At 64.7% G+C, this 19,309-nt stretch carries 17 protein-coding genes; 1 reads left to right on the top strand and 16 read right to left on the bottom strand.

All coding sequences use genetic code 11. The features are described 5' to 3' along the window. Position 1: 1 nt before the first annotated feature. The 16 genes from ACFOW7_RS20695 to ACFOW7_RS20620 form a co-directional block, all read right to left on the bottom strand. Positions 2-1,678 (bottom strand): secretin N-terminal domain-containing protein, encoded by a 1,677-nt coding sequence (locus ACFOW7_RS20695; RefSeq protein WP_378168244.1) that lies wholly within the window; start codon positions 1,676-1,678, stop codon positions 2-4. Continuing rightward, on the bottom strand, positions 1,665-2,048 hold the full coding sequence (locus ACFOW7_RS20690; RefSeq protein WP_378168242.1) for a hypothetical protein: 384 nt from the start codon (positions 2,046-2,048) through the stop codon (positions 1,665-1,667). The genes ACFOW7_RS20695 and ACFOW7_RS20690 overlap by 14 nt, the downstream gene beginning before the upstream one ends. Then, positions 2,033-2,686, bottom strand: coding sequence for a type II secretion system protein GspM (gspM, locus tag ACFOW7_RS20685; protein ID WP_378168240.1), 654 nt, complete (start codon positions 2,684-2,686; stop codon positions 2,033-2,035). The genes ACFOW7_RS20690 and gspM overlap by 16 nt, the downstream gene beginning before the upstream one ends. After that, entirely contained in the window at positions 2,683-3,297 is a 615-nt protein-coding gene (locus ACFOW7_RS20680; protein ID WP_378168238.1) for a PilN domain-containing protein, read from the bottom strand. The genes gspM and ACFOW7_RS20680 overlap by 4 nt, the downstream gene beginning before the upstream one ends. Further along, positions 3,294-4,223: a hypothetical protein gene (locus tag ACFOW7_RS20675; RefSeq protein ID WP_378168236.1), complete on the bottom strand. Its 930-nt coding sequence runs from the start codon at positions 4,221-4,223 to the stop codon at positions 3,294-3,296. The genes ACFOW7_RS20680 and ACFOW7_RS20675 overlap by 4 nt, the downstream gene beginning before the upstream one ends. Positions 4,224-4,505: 282 nt before the next feature. Beyond that, a complete protein-coding gene (locus ACFOW7_RS20670; protein ID WP_378168234.1) occupies positions 4,506-7,571 on the bottom strand; it encodes a DUF6701 domain-containing protein in 3,066 nt (1,021 codons plus the stop codon). A 90-nt stretch (positions 7,572-7,661) separates the two neighbouring features. After that, complete coding sequence (locus ACFOW7_RS20665; protein WP_378168232.1) at positions 7,662-8,069, bottom strand: hypothetical protein; 408 nt, start codon at positions 8,067-8,069, stop codon at positions 7,662-7,664. Then, positions 8,059-8,865, bottom strand: a complete 807-nt coding sequence (locus ACFOW7_RS20660; protein WP_378168230.1) for a type II secretion system protein J — start codon at positions 8,863-8,865, stop codon at positions 8,059-8,061. Before ACFOW7_RS20660 ends, ACFOW7_RS20665 begins: the two co-directional genes overlap by 11 nt. Then, positions 8,862-9,509 carry a type IV pilus modification PilV family protein gene (locus ACFOW7_RS20655; protein ID WP_378168227.1) on the bottom strand — a complete coding sequence of 216 codons (648 nt, stop codon included), beginning with the start codon at positions 9,507-9,509 and terminating at the stop codon, positions 8,862-8,864. The genes ACFOW7_RS20660 and ACFOW7_RS20655 overlap by 4 nt, the downstream gene beginning before the upstream one ends. Beyond that, on the bottom strand, positions 9,496-10,014 hold the full coding sequence (locus ACFOW7_RS20650; protein ID WP_378168226.1) for a GspH/FimT family pseudopilin: 519 nt from the start codon (positions 10,012-10,014) through the stop codon (positions 9,496-9,498). Before ACFOW7_RS20650 ends, ACFOW7_RS20655 begins: the two co-directional genes overlap by 14 nt. Positions 10,015-10,022: 8 nt before the next feature. Next, positions 10,023-10,460: a type II secretion system protein gene (locus ACFOW7_RS20645; protein ID WP_378168224.1), complete on the bottom strand. Its 438-nt coding sequence runs from the start codon at positions 10,458-10,460 to the stop codon at positions 10,023-10,025. After that, the gene (locus ACFOW7_RS20640; RefSeq protein WP_378168222.1) at positions 10,457-10,996 is read right to left on the bottom strand and encodes a hypothetical protein; all 540 of its coding nucleotides are present in this window, start codon (positions 10,994-10,996) and stop codon (positions 10,457-10,459) included. Before ACFOW7_RS20640 ends, ACFOW7_RS20645 begins: the two co-directional genes overlap by 4 nt. Before the next feature lie 23 nt (positions 10,997-11,019). Then, complete coding sequence (locus ACFOW7_RS20635; protein ID WP_378168219.1) at positions 11,020-12,240, bottom strand: type II secretion system F family protein; 1,221 nt, start codon at positions 12,238-12,240, stop codon at positions 11,020-11,022. Between the two features lie 62 nt (positions 12,241-12,302). Beyond that, complete coding sequence (locus ACFOW7_RS20630; RefSeq protein ID WP_378168217.1) at positions 12,303-14,000, bottom strand: GspE/PulE family protein; 1,698 nt, start codon at positions 13,998-14,000, stop codon at positions 12,303-12,305. 435 nt (positions 14,001-14,435) lie between these two features. Continuing rightward, positions 14,436-15,284, bottom strand: coding sequence for an S-formylglutathione hydrolase (fghA, locus tag ACFOW7_RS20625; protein ID WP_378168215.1), 849 nt, complete (start codon positions 15,282-15,284; stop codon positions 14,436-14,438). A 10-nt stretch (positions 15,285-15,294) separates the two neighbouring features. Then, positions 15,295-16,401: an S-(hydroxymethyl)glutathione dehydrogenase/class III alcohol dehydrogenase gene (locus ACFOW7_RS20620; protein WP_378168213.1), complete on the bottom strand. Its 1,107-nt coding sequence runs from the start codon at positions 16,399-16,401 to the stop codon at positions 15,295-15,297. A gap of 342 nt (positions 16,402-16,743) precedes the next feature. Here ACFOW7_RS20620 and ACFOW7_RS20615 point away from each other — a divergent pair, with 342 nt between their 5' ends. Next, positions 16,744-19,131: a hypothetical protein gene (locus ACFOW7_RS20615; protein WP_378168211.1), complete on the top strand. Its 2,388-nt coding sequence runs from the start codon at positions 16,744-16,746 to the stop codon at positions 19,129-19,131. The last annotated feature ends 178 nt before the right edge of the window (positions 19,132-19,309 follow it).

Raw genomic sequence — 19,309 nt, 5'->3', positions numbered from 1 at the left:
ATCAAGGCAGCCGGATGGTGCGGGTCGGGCCGGCGATTGCATCGATCCGCTGATCGCTCGCTGCCAGCTCGCGCTGCCAGGTCTCGGCCGAGCGCACCACGATGGGCTTGAGCAGGAAGACCAGTTCACGCTTTTCCTGCATCCGCTGCTCGCTGCGAAACAGCCCCCCGACCACCGGCAGGCGGCCAAGACCTGGAATGGCATCCTGGCCCTGCCCCTGTCTTTCGCGCACCAGGCCGCCGATGGCGACGATCTGGCCATCCTGGGCGCGGATCACGCTGTCGGTCTCGCTGACCCGGCTCGACGCCAAGGGCAGGGTATAGGTGCCCAGATCGCCCAGATCAAAGCGCTTATTGACCGAATTGACCTCGCTGACCGAGGGGCGCACATGGAGGATCACGCTGCCTTGCTCGTCGATCTGGGGGGTGACATCGAGAGCGATACCCGAGAAGAACGGGCGCAGCGATAGTTCGGGAATCACCGTGGCATTGCCGCCCGTGGTGGAAGTGGTGCTATTGACCCGGATACCGGTCAGAAACAGCTCATCGGTCCCGACCTTGAGCACCGCCTTCTGATTGTTGAGGGTGGCGATACGCGGGCTGGACAGCACCTGCACCGTGCCTTGCTGTTCGAGCAGGTCAATCGCGGCGGTGAAGTTGTCGGCCCGCAGCACGAGGCCGAACAGCGGGTTGTCGGTGTTGTTGCTCAGCGAGCGTTCGGGCCGGCCCGAGACGTTGCCGCCGCTGTATTCAAGCGGGGTGGCGGTCATCTTGCCGCCCAGGAAACCGAACGAAAAGGCGGTATCGCTCGACGATTTGAGGGTGCCGAACGCCGCCCAGTTGATGCCCTGCCGGTAGCCGTCGCCCAGCGAGACTTCGACGATCTTGGCTTCGAGAATCACCTGGCGAGCCAGCGACACTTCGGCCTGGCGCAGAAACTGGCTGACCTGGGCATGTTCGCTTGGCAGTGCCCGCACCACCACGATGCCGGTATTGGGCGACACCGTGACGCCGCGTCCTTCGCCCGGACCGACCAGGGCCGTGAGCACTTGGCTGACTTCGCGCCAGAGATCGGCCTGCGACTGGGTGCTGAGCCGGGTGGTTTCCAGCGAGGAACTGCTGCCTTCGGTGCTGCTACCATCGCTTGAGGTACTGGCGCTCGAACTGCCGCTGTCGCCTTCCTGGGTGACGATCGAGCCCGACAGCACCCGCACTTCCGAGGCGCCGCGCCGGTTGGTGTTGAGATAGTTGAGCTGGTAGAGCCGGGTCTGCACCGACAGCGGCAGCATGGTGATGCGCTGGCCATCGATACGGTAGTCGTAGCCGTACAGTTCCTTGAGCACTGCCAGCGCTTCGGGGACCGTGACGCGATTGAGCTGGACCGAGATGGTGCCGGAGAAATCGGCCGGCAGCAGCATCTGGTAAGGCGTGTCCTGCACCATGGCCAGATAGACCTGGGCAGCCGGGGCGCCGTTGACGATCAGATTGAAGCGGTCGTCGGCGCGGGCAAGCGGTTGGACTGCCGGACGCGACTCGCCCGGAGGTAGCGGTTTCGTCGCCCGGGCCGCGGGCACAGGCAACAGGGCCGAGGTCGGATCGGCCACGGTGCCGTCGGCGCCAGCGCCCAGCGCCAGCCCCAGCAGGGCAAGCGGTAGCAGTCGGCGATCAGCCTGAATCATGGCGGTTCCTTTGCTTGTCTGGCATTTGCACGGGGGTCTTTTTGGCGCTGGGCGGGGTTTTTCTCAGCGCCGGGTCAAGCAGCCGCAACTGCCGCACGCCGCCCGGCCCCTTGAGGCTGACCCGGTCGGCTTCGATGGCGCTGACTTCGGCATCACCCACCGGGTCGCCCACCCGACGTGCCATGCCGTCGATCACCGCGATACGCCGCTGTGAGCCGATCAGGATCGATTGCAGTACCGGCTCGCGGGGCGTGTCACCGGCCTCGGTCGGGGTCACCGGGCGGTGTACCGGCTTGGTCGGGTCGCCGTCGGCCGCCAGGGCCAGGGTGCCCAGAATCAGGGCGAAGAGGTGGATCAGGCGCCAAGCCATCTGGCCTCCCGACTGATGATGGCCCATTCGAGCGTCAGCACCGACACGGGCCAGCGCTCGACCTTGAGTTCGAGCCGTTGCCATGCCACTTCAGGCGCCCGTTGCTCCAGCTGTTCGACATAGCGCTGTAGCGCTGGATAGGCCCCGCTGACCGCCACCCGCAATCGATGGCGATAGAGCACCGGCCCGGTTGGCTTGTCGGACGGACCGGACGCTGCGGCGAGCGGTTCGGCCGGCAGCGCCTCGATACGGCCAAGGGTCAGTCCTTCGGCCCCGGCCAGCGCTTCATCGAGTGCCTGCACCAGCGCCTCGGCACCGCGGGCGCCCTGCTGACCCAGCTTGACATGGCGAGCGGCGATATCGCGTTCAAGCGCCTGCAACTGCTGCCGGGCTGCTGCATTGGGGTCGATGGCGGCCTGGGCTTCGAGCTGGCTGCGCGTGGCTTCGAGCTGGGTAATCTGGGCCTGATGGTTGGCCGCGTTCTGTCGCGCCTGGGCAATCCGACGCTCGGCCGGCTCGATGCCCACCCGATAGAACAGAAACAGCGCCAACACGATCACGCACCCAAGCAAGATGGCCCGCTCGCGCCGTTCTCGCTGATTGAAAGCCTGGGCCAGTCGCTGCCAGCGTTCCTTCATAAGGCACGCTCCTGGCTGGTCAGCACAAAGCGGTACTCACCCGGCGGCCTGATCGGACTGGGCGCGGCACCGGGCGGTGGTTGGCGTTCAAGTTCGAACCGGGCAAAGCGCCGGCCGCCAAATGCCGGGTCACGCCCCAGCCGCTGCGCCAGTTGCGCGACCGGATCGGCCTGCGTGGCCCAGCCTTCGAGCACCATCCCGCCGCTGTCCACCACCAGTGAAGTCAGCCATACCTCATCGGGCACCGTCCGAGCGAGCCCCGCCAGAACCCGGGAGAACTGTGGCGGTGGCGCCAGCTGCCCGCCCAGGATCAACGCCTGATCGAGCCGGTCGCGCTCGGCGCGGGCCGTGGCTATCGCGGCGACCAGGGCGCCGTCAACGGTCGGCCGCGGCCGGTTGCTCAGTTGCGCGAGTTCGGCGGTTTTCTGGTTCAAGGCAGCCTGTGCCTGGGCGGCGGCCTGTTCACGTTGCGCCGCTTCGCGCCGGACCAGTCCAAGTGCTATGCCGGCCAGCAGCAGGGCCGTGACCAGATAGAACACCCCATGCATCAGATCGAGCCGATCGGCGCGCGGCAGCAGCGCGGCGTTATAGAGATTGAGCCGGCGTTTCACGGCGACTCCAATCCACGCAGGCCCAGGCCCAGCGCCATGAAGTACTGCTCGGCCACGGCCGGGTCGTCGAGCTTGAGGGTTGGGTCGGCGCTGTCGAACCATTCCTCGAGCCGCAGTGGCTTGACCGGCAGATAGAGCGACTCGATCAGATGGCCAAGCAGGCTGTCCTGATCGCCGAAGCGGGCAAGCCATACCCGCTCAAGCGGCCACGAGGCGTACTGGCGCTCAAAGCTGTCCAGACTGCGTTGCAGCTCAAGCACGATCCGTTCATACAGGCTGATATTGTCAGGCTGGGCAAGCTGGGCGGCGCCGACTTCGATCCGCCGGCTCAGACAGACCTGCCCGACCGGGCCGATCGTCAACAGGCTCTCCTGCGGCAGCACCGACAGCAGCGCGGCGGCCTGCCCGCCCGGCTGGGCCAGTTGCAGATGGTTGTGTTGGGCAAGCTCAGGAATATCGACCGTGTCGAGTCGCAATCGGCTATGGGCGAAATGGATCTGCCACGGGGCGAGTTCGGCATTGTGGACGACCGCTGCGTAACCGGCACGCCGTGGAAAGCTTGCGGCCGGGTCGGGCGGGATCTCGACCAGATCGACGGTATAGCTGTCGAGCGGCCCATCGAGCCGGTCACGCAGTTGCCAGCGCACCGCTTCGAGCAATTCGTCGGCTTCGACGGCCGGCAGGTCGATCTGGAGCAGCTGGTATTGCCGTGAATTGAGCAGCAACAAGGCCCGACTCTGCCGGGGAAAGCGCCGTCCCAGCCGTTCGATGGCCCGGGCCGGCGACTCGCCCAGCGATTCGACCGTCGCATCGAGCAGACGCGGCCGCTCGCCGCCCGTCATCCGCACCGCCGCCACATGGTCGCCCTGGCAAGCCACAGCGACACAACCGGCGGGGCGAACGGCGAAACGGTCTATCCAGCGCATAGGCGATCCATGACTCCAACGTGGCGGTGACTCAAACGGCAGGTGGGCGCCGTACGGTTGTCTATCTATCTGATTTTTAGCCTATCGACCGCTTGGGGGCCTGCTAAATGAAGCTATCGGGTCGGATTGCCACCCCGCGTCCCTATCGTCCGCCCAGTCGGGTGAGAGCCAGGGGGTGCTGGTAAATTTTTCATTTCTATCAATATATGCCTATTTGTCTTGCAGTGTAATTTCCTAAAATTTTCCTTTTGCGTGGTGATGCGCAATGGGCGGACTTTCCCCTCAGTACACCTCACGCTGATAGAGCAAATTGCCCGGATTATTGCCGCTGACGAACTGCGCCCGGGCCCGCGGCTGCGTGGTGGCAAAGGCCGTACCCGCACAGTCGTTGGCGCTGCCCCAGTTAAAGCCGAGCCAGGGATGGCTGGTCAGATTCAGGCTGACATCGACGATGCCGTCGCGCCGCTTGCTGCTGGCGTTGGGGGTTGGCACCGCCAGCGTCAGGCCAAGCTGGCCGGCCTGGGCGGTGGCATAGCTGCTGGCGCTGGTCTGGCCGCTGCCGATCTGGTTGGTGGCATTGACCGGGCAATAGCGCAACTGGGCCGGAGGCGGGGCGCTGCAACTGTCGTCCGTGTGACGGCTCCAGGTGCTGCCGCTCCAGTATTGCAGTTCGGATGGCATGCGCAGCGGCTGACCATAGCTGGTGGCGCGGCCAAGCCAGGCGCGGCCGTAGCGCACCCGGCTGGTGGTACCAAGCGCTGCCGTGGTGCAGGTGCCGTCACTGGCGCTGGTCGAGCTGTCGGCGGTGCAACTGGTCGCGTTGTCCTGGAGCGTGCGACCGGCGAGCTTGGGCCGACCGACCTGATCGGTGGCGCTGACGCTGGTGGTGGCCGAGGCGTCGGGATCGTTGACCACGACACCCAGCTGGAAGACGTCATAAGGCCCCCAGCTGGTGTCGGCTGTGGCGGAGGTCGGTGACGAGACGGTCAGGCGGGCCGTGGACAGGCTGGTCCAGACGCCGTTGCTCCAGCTGCCGGACAGTCCGGAGAGCCTGGCTGCCAGCGACGTGCCGCTATTGTTGTTCTCGCCATTGATCGTCACGCCGCTGTTTCCGGCCCGCGCCAGCGCCGCCGTGTAATTGCTGGTGATGACTCCGGCGGCGTTGCGCGCTTCCACGCTCAATTGGGCATTGAGTTGCGGCTGGCCCATATAGGTGAAGCTGCCGCTGGGACAGGCCGGGGTGACGCTGGCACTGGCCAGCGCGAAATGATGTGGCTTGAAGCGGCCCACGGTCTGGTTCTGCGCGCCGCTTGCCACAAAACCCTGGGCATACAGCGTGACTGGCGTGCCGAGATAGCTGGTCAGCACCGGCGAATTGTCGCTGGCGCCGCGCCAGGCAAAGCTGCCGACCTCGCTATAGGCCAGGGTGGTCGGGGTGGCGCTGCCGGCGCTGAGCGTGACGGTTGGGTTGGACAGTGCACCCAGCGTCTGTCCGGTTACGGCCGTGCGGGCGGACAGGGTGACGCTGCCGGCAAAACCGTTGGTGCGCCGGGCCGTCACATCGAGCTGGCTGAAGCTCTGGTTGCTGTCGGGATGGCCATTGCCGTCGCTGTCGACACTGCCCGTCGGGTTGTAGCCATAGGCGGTCAAGGTGGCCGAGAACGGCATGCCGGCCACGCCGAATACCGCGTCGGAGGCGGCCGTTCCGCCCGAGTTGCTGCTGCCTGCCGAGCTGAGGCCCGAGATAGCCAGCCCGAACGGCCGCACGGTCAGGGTATTGCTGCTGGCGTTGAGCGCCGTCAGCCCTGTGCCGACCTGGGTGGCTGGATTGATCTGACCATTGAGCGTGTATTTACCGACATCACCGGGGCAGAGATAGAAACTGGCGACGCCACTGCTGAAAGCCAGCGTCAGTGTGGTCGAGCCGGGTGTGCTGCTGCCCAGCGTCACGGGACTTGCACAGCCATTGCCGCTCAATCCGGCTGCCACGGCCGGCAGCGCCGCGCCGGCCGGTTGCTGGGCGTGCGGGGTGATCCAGAACCGCATGGTGATGTTGCCGCTGAAGTTGCTGGCGAGCTGACACTGGTTGCCGGTGCTGGCGTCCTTGCGCCATACCTCGGCCTCAAAGCGATGCGGCCGGCCGGCGACGCCGACATAGGCGGTGTTGGTGGCGACATAGCTGGCACTTTCGCTGACATTGAGCACCAGGGCGTTGTCGCGAAACTGGATGGTGGACGAGGTCGAAGTCGAGCCTGTCACCGTGGCATCGAGCGCCGAGACGGTCAGATCGTCGGCGCGTTCGTTGTCGAGCGACAGCACGACCTGGCCATTGTCGGCGGCAACGAAGGTGTACATGGCGGCGCCATCGTTGGCCGTGCCGTTGCTGAGCGTGCCGCCGCCGCTGACCTTGGCCCAGTCGCCGCGCCCGGTCGAGGTCGACAGGGTCATCGTGCCGCTGTAATTGGTCAGGGTGGTGCCATCGGCCTTGCGGGCGGTGAAGGTGATCGATTTGGGCGAGCAGGTATTGGCGCTGGCGCTGCCTGGGTCGATGTTGAAGTTCTGCAGAGTCACCGTCCCGCCGCAGGTATTGATGCTGCCTACAGCACTGGCGTCAGCGGCGGAATAGGTGATCTGGGCATTATTGGAAAACTGCGCATAGCCCGCCGTCAGCACGGCGCCCCGGATCAGGGCGTTATTGCTGAACTGGATGCTCGAGCCGCTCTCGCCCAGTATCACGCCTCGGAAGTTGAGGTTGTTGCCGAAACTTAGGCTGGAGCCGCTGTAGACATAGACTTGCAGATTGGCGACCGAGCCGCCGACATTGAGATCGACATCACTGCCACTGGAGAGCGAATTGCCGATAAACAGCCGCACCGTGCCCGTGGTGGTAATGACGGCGCCGGCATTGAGGGTAAGGTCGTTGATGTAGTAGCTGCCGGCAGCAAGCTCAAGCGAGCCGTAGACCGACAGGGAACCGAAGCTGTAGGTGCCCGGGGTGGTCGAGACATTGCCAAGGCTCACCACCCACCAGTAGTCGTCGGGCGTCAGGGTGCTGTACCAGGGAAACGACACGATCCAGCCGGGCGTGCCGGGCCAGGCCGGCGAGACGGTGGGCAGCAGCGAAGCGGGCGACACGGCAGTCCAGCCACCGGTCGATGGGTTGATCGCCCGGTTGTTGGCCACCCCGCTGCTGACGTTGAGGCTGTTGACCCGCATATTGTTGGAAATCGACAGCGTGCCGCCCATCACCGGATAGGTCGAGGGAATCGGCCCGCACGCCGCCTGGGCCCAGGTGGCAAATAAGCACAGCCAGACGGCGAACAGCTGGGCAAGACTTGAACGGTTCATCGGGGCGGCTCCGTCAGGCGGATAAATGAAATATTCATTATTTCCTCTATATCGCCATACATCTTGCAGTTGGTTTTCCTGAAATTTTCCTTATCGCTCCACACTGGCTTGCAGCTCGCGCTCGACATAGCCGGGCTGCCCCAGCGTTCCGCCGCTTGCGCTGGCATTGAGCAGATAGACCTGCCGGCTGCTGCCGCCTTCATTGAACGCCGTGCCGCTGGCGCTGCAACGCCAGACGATGGTAAGTCCGCTGAAGGCGGCGGGCGAGGTCAGCGTCTGGGCCGTGGCCGGGCAATTGCCGTTGATCTGTAACTCGTAGCGCGCCTTTTCGAGTCCGACATGGGCCGCCCGGTAGGCTCGGGCACCCTGGACATCAAGTAGCTGGACGCTGGTCGTGGTCGCCACGAAACGCAGCATCAGCGCTGCCAGCAGGCTGACCACCACCAACAGGAAGATGGCGGTCGGCATGGCGAAACCGCTGTGGCGATCAGGGCGCATTGTTCACCTGCACCTGATTGAGCAGCGCCACGCTCTCGCCTGCTTCGCTCAGCGTTAGACTCAGTATCACGAGGCCGCCCCGGCTGGTCGCGGCGGCGTTGTAGGCCACGCTGCAAGCGCTGACGCGCTGGGCCAGCAGATTGCCGCTGCCCGAGAAGCTGGTGGGTTGGGTGGTCTGCGGCGCGCCATAGCCGGAAAAGCGACTCAGCGTGCCGCTGCTGCCGGGCTGGCAACGGAACGTGACCGGCTGCCCCACCACATAGAAGCGCCGGTTGGGCGAAGGCTGCGGAAACTGGATGGCACTGAAGCTGGCGCTGCTCGTGGTGCCGCCTACCGTGCCGGTCCAGGCGCTGCGCGTGTCGCCGGCGTAGACATCGGCGCCGCTGGTGCCGAAATTGCCCACCACCAGCCAGCTGGTGGCGGTCGGGACGGTGATGGGGGTGCCCAGAATATCGAAGCTGGTGTCACTTGCGCTGAACAGCAGCGGGTCGCCGCTGCCGTCGCTTTCCACCGATTCGCGGTAGCGGCCGGCTGCCAGCACCGGCAGGAATTCGATATAGAGATCGCTGCCGCTGCTGGCGATGCGCACGCTATTGGGCAGGGCAGCCCGCAGCTCACGCGCCATCCGCCGGAGTGCGCCGTCGGCGCTGTCGGACAGGGCGGTGCGGCGACTGACGTCGAAATAACCCTCGACCGGAATTCGCATGAACATCGCCACGATGGCCGCCAGTGTCCCGGTGATGGCGATGACCAGCACTGCCTCGATCAAGGTGAAGCCGTGGGCAGGACGGTTCATGGCGTGGCGTTGGGCGAGTGGCGGGCGACGTAGTCGGTCAGCGTCGTCTGCTCGTTGTCGGCGCTGGTGACGGTCACCGTCACCCGCAGTGCCGCGTCAGCCGCCAGCCCCAGGTCGGCGCCGGCGTTGGCGACGTTGACGCTGGCGCGGTAGTTCTCAAGGCCGGCAATGACGCTCGTGCCATCGACGGCGCTAAGGATGCCGGCGTTCATGGTCAGGCCATGGTAGTCATTGACGTTATCGAACGGACTCAGACTGCTGCCGCGCGCTTCGCCGCTTTCCGGGCCGCTGGCTTCGGCCAGCGTGGCGCAGCCGGCGGCCGAGCTGGCGGTCACCAGATTGGCGTCATCGGGGTCGCACCAGGTGAAAGGCCGATGGACGATTTCTTCAAGCAGCGACTCGGCCACCGCCAGCCGCTGCTTTTGCAGCATCGGGTCGGCACTGCGGCGCATCGACAGATTGAACGCCGACATCAGGCCCGCCAGCGCCACCGAGACGATCAACATGAAAGCGATCAGCTCGATCAGGCTCAAGCCCTGTTGACGCTGGCGGCTGGGACTGTTCAGCAGCCGGCTCGGATGGGTAGAGGAGGGCAAATAAGCCGCGATAAAGGCTGGGCGAGAAAAACGGCTATTCGTGGACATAGCCGGTCTCCGCCTCGACCACAAAGCTGCGAGTCAGGCTGCCGCTGTCGCCCGAGATGCTAACGGTCAGTGCACTGGCCAGATCGGGGCGGCCCAGGGAGTCGAAGATGACGCTTTGGTTGGGGGCAATGGCAACGCCCGTGGCGGCGCTCAGCGAGTAGGCGCCGCTTTGGCCGTCGGGGCGGCCGAGGTTGGCGGTGCAGTTGGCAACCGCGGCGCTGGCGCCGTAGGTCGGGGCATAGCGCAGTTGCAGCAGATTGCCGCCGGAGATGGTGACGCAGACATTGCGCCGCATGGCGATCGCCGCGGCGCGGGCGTAGCGAAAGGCGCTGATGGCCTCGTCGGCATAGCCGCGTGCTTCGAAGGTGGGTCGGATATTGATTCGTGGTGCCACGGTGGCAGCCAGGATGGCTGCCAGCAGCAGGACGGTCAGCAGCTCCACCAGCGTGAAGCCCGCCTGAGCCGGCAGAAGCCGGACCGGGCGGGCTGCACGCGAGGGTGACATAGGAGCGCTTAGCAGCCGGTGACGGTGGTGGTATAGGTCGGTTGGGCGCCGGCCGAAGCGGCGGCGGTGTAGGCGACCTGGCAGCTTGCCGGGGTGGTGCCCTTGGCATGCTGGATCGAACCGGCGGCGACGGTGAAGTCGGCGGCCGGGGTCAGGTCCATCACCTTGGCGAGTTCCGTACCGCTCGAGGCATAACCGTAGACCAGCGACACTGCGGTGCCATTGATGGTCACTGAGCCTGTGGCACCGAGTGCACTGCCAGCGGCCGCCTTGGCATAGAGCATGGTGTTGGCGGCCCGCATCGAGCCTTCAAGACCACGGACCACGCCGCTGCGGGCGTCGCTGCCGAGGTCGATCAGCTTGGGTGCGGCCACGGCCGCCAGGATGCCGAGGATCAGGATAACGGCGATCAGTTCGATCAGGGTGAAGCCGGTTTGGCGATTCATGGATGCTGCTCCTTGGGGGTGGACGGTCGAAAATCCCGGTCTTGCCACCGAAAGGCGGTGACCGGCTCCAAGCGGAGGGTGTCCATCGTCAAGATGGTACGTTTGTTCTGTGGTGCGGTTGATTGTACAGCCAACCGAATCGTTCCGGCAGCGGCCTCCAATTCGCGCCGATGGCGGGCCAGATACACCAGTTCGCCGCGTTGGCGGTCGAACCACCAGATCGGCCGGGCCGTCTCTTCCTCCCCCGGTGCCTGCTCGCCCCGATAATGCGGGGGCGGCTCGCGTAATAGACGGACCGGATTGCTGCCGACAAGCTGGGCCAGGGTATGCGGCGCCTCCAGGCTGCGCCGTGCGCCCTCGATCCGCAGGCTGTCACGCAGGCTTTGCAACTGCTGCTCGAAACTGCGCCGTTCGGCGCTCTCCAGCATCGACTCGACCCGCCACCAGCACACCCAGGTCAACAGGGCGGCAAGTAGCAGGACCAGTGCCCATTCCAGCACCGGCCAACCTGATTGGCCGAGGCGAAAGTTCTGCAAGCCGGGCCTCATATCGTCACGATTTAGCCGCGCTTGAGCGCGACTTTGCCAAGGTCCCACATTGGCAAAAATACCCCAAGCGCCAGGGCCAGCACGATGGCGGCAAGGACCACGATCAGAATCGGCTCGATCTTGGCCGACAGTCCTTCCACGGCGTAGGCGACCTCCTGTTCATACATGTCGGCAATCTCTTCAAGCAGCTCGTCGATCCGTCCGGTTTCCTCGCCCACGGCGATCATCTGCAAGACCACCGGGGTAAAAATACCGGCCGTGACGGCATTGCGCAGCAGACTCTCGCCACGCTCGACGCCCAGTTCCATCTCGCGCACCTTGAGGCTGACATGGGCGTTGTCCACCACTTCGGCCACGACCTGCATCGCCTGGGTGATCGGCACGCCGCTTCTGAGCGTGAGGGCGAAGCTGCGCGAGAAACGGGCCAGCGTCGCCTGGCTCACGATCGGCCCGACGATGGGCAAGGAGAGTTTCCAGCGATCCCAACGCAAGCGGCCCGCCTCGGTGCCGAGCCAAGCGCGCACCGCCAGGACGGCTGCGGCGATCAGGCCCAGCAGCCAGGGCCAGTAATTCACGGTGAAATCGGAAAAGCCGATCATGATCCGGGTCATCAATGGCAATTCGGTCTTGAAGCCTTTGAAGATCCCGGCGAACACCGGAATCACCATCACATTGATCACCGAGATCGCCACTGCCATCGCGATCACCACAAAGCTCGGATAGCGCAGGGCGCTCTTGATCTGGGCCTTCATCCGCTTCTCGAATTCGAGATGGACGAACAGCCGCATAAAGACCTGATCGAGCATCCCGGTGGCCTCGCCGACCCGGACCATGCTGATGTAGAAATTGGTGAATTCGCCGCTGTCACGCATGGCGATGCTCATTTCGCGGCCCGAATCGAGGCTCTGGCGCAGGCGGCCGATCACTTCGCCGAAGGCCGGATTGGCGGCCGATTCCTGCAAGCTCGCCAGCGCGCGCAGGATCGGCACCCCCGACTTCATCAAGGTGTTCATCTGGCGCGAGAACAGCATCAGATCCTCAGGCCGCACCCGTGGCCCGAAATGCAGCCCCGACAGCTTGAGCCCCAGCCCCTCCTTGACCGGTTCGAGCCGGATCGGCGTCAGGCCGCGCTCGCGCAACTGGTTGGCTGCGCCATCGAGGTCGACTGCCTCTATCGTGCCGTCGATCGGGGCTCCGCCAGGGTCTCTGGCACGGTAAGCGAAACTGGGCATTTATTTATCTTTGAAGTCGGCTATGAATATTGCAGTGCTTTTGCGGGATTTTTTCTATTGATCTATTCCTCGCTCTCCAGTGCCACCCTCATCGCTTCGGTCGGGGTGGTATCGCCGCTCCAGGCACGCTCGGCGGCATGGTGGCGCAGGGTATGGCGGCCCAGCCGCTCGCGGGCGCGCAGCGGGAAGTCGCCGATCTCCCCCCGGTTGAGCGCTTCGACCAGTTGGGCGTTCATCTCGAGGTATTCATAGACCCCGGCCCGGCCCGAGTAGCCGGTGTTGTTGCAGGTCTGGCAGCCGCGCGCCATGCGGTAGCGGCCGCTGGCGGCGCGCTCCCCCAGCGTGCTTTCGAGCCAGGCCATCTCGCGCGGGTCGGGCGGTGCATCGATGGCGCAGATCGGACAGAGCATCCGCACCAGCCGCTGGGCCATCACGCCCAGCAAGGCGCTGGCCAGCAGGAATTTGGGCACGCCCATATCGACCAGTCGCACCGGGGTGGAGATGGCGTCGTTGGTATGCAGGGTCGAGAGCACCAGGTGGCCGGTCATGGCGGCACGGATGCCGATCTGGGCAGTTTCCTCGTCGCGCATCTCGCCGACCAGGATGATGTCGGGGTCCTGCCGCAGCGCGGCCCGCAGCACCCGGGCAAAGCTGAGGTCGATCTTCTCGTTGACCTGGACCTGGTTGAGCCCGGGCAGCCGATATTCGACCGGGTCTTCGACGGTGATGATCTTGTTGTGCGGCGAAGAAAGCTCTTTCAGCGCCGCGTAGAGGGTGGTGGTCTTGCCCGAGCCGGTCGGCCCGGTCACCAGCACAAGCCCGTGCGGCCGGTCGATGGCGCGGCGCAGGCCGGCGAGGATGGGTTCGGGCATGCCGATCCGGTCAAGGTCGAGCAGGCCGGCGTTCTGCGCCAACACCCGCATCACGACCGATTCGCCGTATTGGGTGGGCATGGTGGAAATCCGCATATCGACACTGCGGCCGGCCAGTTTGACGTTGAAGCGGCCATCCTGCGGCAGGCGTTTTTCCGAGATGTCGAGGCCCGACATCAACTTGAGCCGCAATACCACAGCGGGCGCGATACGCGAATCGGACTCGGTTTGCAGATGGATCGTGCCGTCGATACGAAAGCGGATCGCCAGCCGGTTTTCCTGCGGTTCGATATGGATATCGGAGGCACGCACCTGCATGGCATCTTCGAACATCGACTGGAGCAGCTTGACCACCGGAGCGTCTTCGGCGCCGGTGGCGGTCTGGCCGATATCGACATAGGCGTTGCCGAGGTCGCGCTCAAGTTCGCGCGCAAGCCCCTGCATCGCTTCGGTCTTGCGGTAGAGCCGGTCGATGGCGGCGAGCAGCTGGCCTTCGGTGATGGCAGCGAGCAGCAGGTCGCGCTTGAGTAGCCGGGCGATCTCGTCGTAGGCAAACAGGTCGGACGGATCGGCCATCCCGACCAGCAGGCCGTCGCTGCGCTCTTCGAGCACCAGGGCGCGGTAGCGGCGGGCAGCGGCTTCAGGCAGCAGCGAGACGGTCTTGGCCGAAGGATTGATCGCGCGCAGATCGATAAACGGAATCTGCAACTGCCGGGCAATCGCCTGGGAAATCTGCTCCTCAGTGACCAGACCGGTATCGACCAGGATACGGCCGAGCTTGGCGCCGCTCTGCTTTTGCTGCGCCAGGGCAGCGGCGAGCTGTGCCTCGCTCAGCATCCCCTGCTGCTGCAACAGATCGCCCAGGCGAATCTTCTCGGGACGCGGCATGGAAGCCTCCGGGAACGGATGGTACGTCCCCATCGTAGACTATGCGGCGGACCCATCCCATAGTCATTTTGCTTGGGCCGGGTCGTCATGGCGGCTTGCTGGGCTTGGGAGGTGGTACGGACGGGGAACGGCCCATTCAGAGCCTACAGACGAGAAAGGCTATCGTTTACTGGTTTCCGTATGCTTCTGTTCTGCCACGACAAGCAAGAGCGATGCAGCGCCTCCTGTGATCGATCCAAGAAAAATGCGCTAGGCAAGACTGCCTAACGCATTTTTCTTTTCAGCCGGAAGAGTGTTTGTTCCGGTCCACCTTCACCGTGTATCTGAACCTACCATTCCTGGGAGACTGCACCATGGGTTGGGTCTTCAATGCCCGATCCAGGGACACGGCATATCCGACACCATGGTGCACGCCGCTGCGCGGCTTCTGGCGGATCAGGGCCGATTCAGCCTTTCGGCGTGAAAGCGCAGATGGTCACCGATAAAGCTGGAGACGAAGTAATAGCCGTGGTCATAGCCCTCATGGCGGCGCAGTGTCAGCGGTTGGCCGACCTTGGCGCAGGCGGCTTCGAAGCGTTCGGGCAGCAGTTGTTCGGTCAGGAACTGGTCGGCCAATCCCTGATCGATCAAGATGCCGTCGGGGAACGGCGCTTCGCTGCTGGCGGCCATCAAGGCGCTGGCATCGTGGGCGGCCCAGGTGCTGCGATCGGGTCCGAGATAGCCGGTAAAGGCCTTGACGCCCCAGGGGCAGTCGCTTGGCGCTGCGACGGGGGCAAGGGCCGAGACCGAGCGGAACAGCCCGCGATGGCGCAGCGCCAGCGTCAGCGCGCCGTGGCCACCCATCGAATGGCCGCAGATGCCCAGTCGCTGCCGGTCGAGCGGCAGGGTTTGGGCCAACAGCTCAGGCAGCTCGCGGGTCAGATAGCTTTCCATCCGATAGTGGCGTTGCCAAGGCTCGGTGGTGGCGTCGAGGTAGAAACCGGCGCCGACACCGAAATCCCAATGATCGCTCTCACCGGCGATTCCGGCGCCGCGCGGGCTGGTGTCGGGAGCGACCAGGATCAGGCCGAGTTCGGCCGCCAGACGCTGGGCGCCTGCCTTGATCGGGAAGGTTTCCTCGGTGCAGGTGAGGCCCGCCAGATAGAACAGCGCCGGCCGGGCTTCGTGCTCGGCTTGCGGCGGCACGAAGACGGCGAGGCGCATCGGCAGGCCGATGCTGGAGGCGTCGTGGCGGTAGAAACGCTGGGTGCCGCCGAAGCAGCGGTGCTGGCCGAGCAATTCCATGGTGGCTTCCTCAGTACAGCACGACCGAGCGGATCGACTCGCCACGCTTCATCAGATCGAAACCCTCGTTGATGCGCTCAAGCGGCAGGGTATGGGTGATCAGTTCGTCGATCTTGATCTTGCCTTCCATATACCAATCGACGATTCGCGGCACATCGGTGCGACCCCGGGCGCCGCCGAAGGCCGAGCCTTTCCAGACCCGACCGGTCACCAGTTGGAACGGCCGGGTCGAGATTTCTTCGCCGGCGGCCGCCACGCCGATGATGATCGACTGGCCCCAGCCTTTATGGCAGCACTCCAGCGCCTGACGCATGGTGGTGGTGTTGCCGATGCATTCGAACGAGTAGTCGGCGCCGCCGTCGGTGAGCTGGACCAGGTGATCGACCAGATTGTCAACGTTCTTCGGATTGACGAAATGCGTCATGCCGAACTGACGGGCCAGGGCCTCGCGCTCGGGGTTGATGTCGATGCCGATGATCTTGTCGGCCCCGACCATCTTGGCGCCCTGGATCACATTGAGACCGATCCCGCCCAGACCGAACACCACCACATTGGCGCCGGCTTCGACCTTGGCGGTGAACACCACGGCACCGATGCCGGTGGTGACGCCGCAGCCGATATAGCAGACCTTGTCGAACGGGGCGTCCGGGCGGATCTTGGCCAGCGCGATCTCGGGGACCACCACATGGTTGGCGAAGGTCGAGGTGCCCATATAGTGGAACAGCGGCCGGCCATCGAGCGAGAAGCGCGAACTGCCATCGGGCATCAGGCCACGGCCCTGGGTCGAGCGGATTGCCTGGCACAGATTGGTCTTGCGCGACAGGCAGAACTTGCACTGGCGGCATTCGGGCGTATAGAGCGGGATCACATGGTCGCCCGGTTTGAGCCCCGTCACGCCGGCGCCCACTTCAAGCACCACACCCGCACCTTCGTGGCCCAGGATGGCCGGAAACAGCCCTTCAGGGTCGGCGCCCGACAGCGTGTAGTAGTCGGTATGGCAGATGCCGGTGGCCTTGATCTCGACCAGCACTTCCCCTGCACGCGGGCCTTCCAGATCGACTTCTTCGATGGTCAATGGGGCACCGGCCGACCAGGCGACGGCTGCTTTGGTTTTCATGGGCTTTTTCTCCTTGGATGATGGCGGCGCGAGTATGCCATGGCTCGCGTCAAGGTCGGAGCGGGAACGGGGAGGATCAATGAATTAAAAATATATGAAATATTAATGCTTTATCTTATGTGTCTTATGAAATAAATGGAAAATATTTGTTTAAGACAATTTTCCAAGGTCATTGGGTGAAATTTATATTTCATATATAAAAAGACGATGATGGGGATTCGTCCTGATTGGGTAGTTTCACCCATGGAGGTCAAGCCTGTTCCATGTTATCAATCACGGCGCTTCTGCTTCGGCGTCTGGCCGCAGCGCTTTAGAACCGTCTGCCTTGGAATCCACCACTTCATGTCCCTGCCTTCCCGTCGTCCTCTTGCGCTGGCCTTGGCGCTTGCCTTTGCCGCGACTGGCGCCTCTGCCAATTTCTACATCACCGACTCCGCCCCGCGCCTGTATGCCCAGCAGCCGGGTGCCGGTCCGATCGATCCGCTGCGGATTTCGTTTGCTCCGGTATTGAAGATCGAGCCGGGTATTCGTTCGGCGATCTATCCGTATTCGGTGGCCAACTCGCGCGCCGCGCCACCCGGCAATATGCCCAAGAGCTGGAAAGACGGGGCTTTGCATCCGGGCAGCGTGCTGCGTCTACAGATTCTGGTGCCGCCTGGCGTGTCGGCGATCGACCTTGGCACCACCATGACCACCAACTTCGGCGCCTATTCGGGTACGTCGGGGGCTGATCTGCATCTCTGCCCGGGGCTGCCCAAGGCTGGCCGCAGCTGTTCGATTGGCTATGTGCCGGGTAGCCCGGCCGGTTATATCGATTTTGAGGACAAGGAACGCTTCGGGGTGGGCGCGGCGGGTTCGCTGGCCGGCCGGGTGTTTCCCAATACCGATCTGCGCGGCGTATCGACGCAGCCGCGCTGGTTCAATTTCTTCTATTACATCCCGTTCAGCCGGCTTGAAGGCTCATGGCTCGACTCCCTCACCCTCAGCATGCTGGTCGATGATGTGCCGAGCTATAACCGCTGGCTGGCGGCGCGGCCCTGGTCGGCCTACAGCGAGCCTGGGGTGGCCAAGGAAGCGAGCTGCGACGGCTTGCAGCGCGACTGGACCATGCCGTGCGATGGCCCGGCCCCGTGGCCCGGCGCTTCGCCGGAAAACCGCCCGGCCCGGCTGCCGTTTGGTCGTGCCGACGATATCGAACCGGGCATCGCGGCCGACTCGGCCGAGTGGATGCAGACCGGCCCCCATGGCCCGTGGGAAATCGGCGTCGTGGGTGGTTTCTACCAGGTCAATGGCGGCGCCTTTACCAGCGAGCCGGGTCAGATCTATGCCGGTGACCGGGTGCGCCTGAGAGCATTTGCCGCGATGCAGCCGGGCGCCAGCACGGCGGCCACGCTGCGGGTGGGGGCCACCCAGTCGGTGTTCAGCGTCAACACGGCCAAGTCGGACACCCTGCTTGGCCTCACCGCACTCGATGGCGGCGCCCACCAGCTCTACAGCGGCCGGCGCGAAGTGGCGCTGGGCGAGCGGATTCGCTTGCAGGAGCGGCAGGCCGGGGTGTTGAACGGCACGCTGCGGCTGAGTCTGGGCGGCTCGTCGGTGCGCTTTGTCGCCGGCAGCCGACTGCTCGCCCAGGCCGATGGCGAAGGATTGGCCACGCCGCAACCGGTCGAGATCGCTCAGGCGGCGGAAACGGTGACGCTGCCGCTTGCCGCGGACCCGGGCAATGCCCGCGCAGGCTTTTTGCTGCTTGGCGGCGCCTCGCCGCTGCGGCTCGACCTCTCTGCCGCCCGTGCCGGCGACGAGGTGATGCTGACGGTCGATGCACCGTATCGCGGTCAGGTACGGATTGCCCAGGTCATCGACGCCACCCGCTATGGCGAGATCGAGCCGGCCCAGCGGGTCAGACTTACGGCCGGCGCGCCGGCCATGGCATTGCCGCCTTTGATGATCCATGAAGCGGCAGCCAAGGCGCTCGATACCTCGGGTAATCGCACCGTGGGCATCCGGCTGCCTGCCGGAGTGAGCTTCGACCCGGCGATGCGGCCGGGCGTGCTGGTGACCGATATGGCCGGCCGGCAAGTGCCGGGTGTCTCGGCCACGCTGGCGGCCGAGGGCGGCAGCCTGCGGCTGACGCTCGGCCAATCGTGGAATCTCGCGTCGAACGGCCCACATAAATTGACCATCGATGGCTTGCAGGTCATGGCGGCGGCCACAGCCAAGAGCGGACCGCTGACCCTGACGGTGGGCGGCGCGGCGACCATGAGCGGTGCATTGGCCGACCAGGATATCGGCTCGGACCTGGGCGCTCGCGCCAGCCGGCGCGAGCTGGTATTCGGTGACATCATCGGCACCAGCCTGCCCTGGCAGGTGACGCCCGAGACGGTGACGGTGGCCGACCCGTCCGCTGCGGTCATCAGGGATGTGATGCTGACGGTGGCCGAACCCGACCGTGGCCGCAGCGGGGCGCTGTTTGTGGCGGCGCTGGCGGGGCAGTCTCTGTATTTCCTGACGCCGGCAGGTTGGCAGGCTTACTGCACCGATTGCGACCTGGCCTATCAGCGCCAGGGCGCGCTCGATCGCCATGTGTTAACGCCGCTGCCGACCCCGCTTGATCTGCGCAGCCTGGCACCGCTGCAACTGCTGGTGGGCTACGGCGTCGGGGCGACCGCTATGGAGAGCTTCAGCCAGATGGTGCAGCGCGGCAGCTACCGGACCATCTATCAGCGTTGAGGCTGGCCTCCACCTTGTCCGAGCTGGGAAGGTGGACCGTTGCCTGGGTCAGCCTATAAGGAAAATTTCAGGAAAAATGTCTGCAAGATGAGACGCTGGATTTAAGAAAAAATAAATCTTCCTGAAGAATACCCCGGCAACACTTCCCTTGATGGGCGGAGCTTGCCGGGGTTGTTTA

Source organism: Chitinimonas lacunae (assembly GCF_042650885.1).
Lineage (GTDB): Bacteria > Pseudomonadota > Gammaproteobacteria > Burkholderiales > Chitinimonadaceae > Chitinimonas_A > Chitinimonas_A lacunae.
The sequence above is the reverse complement of the archived record's forward strand: the minus strand, read 5'-3'. Positions and strand labels throughout refer to the sequence as shown.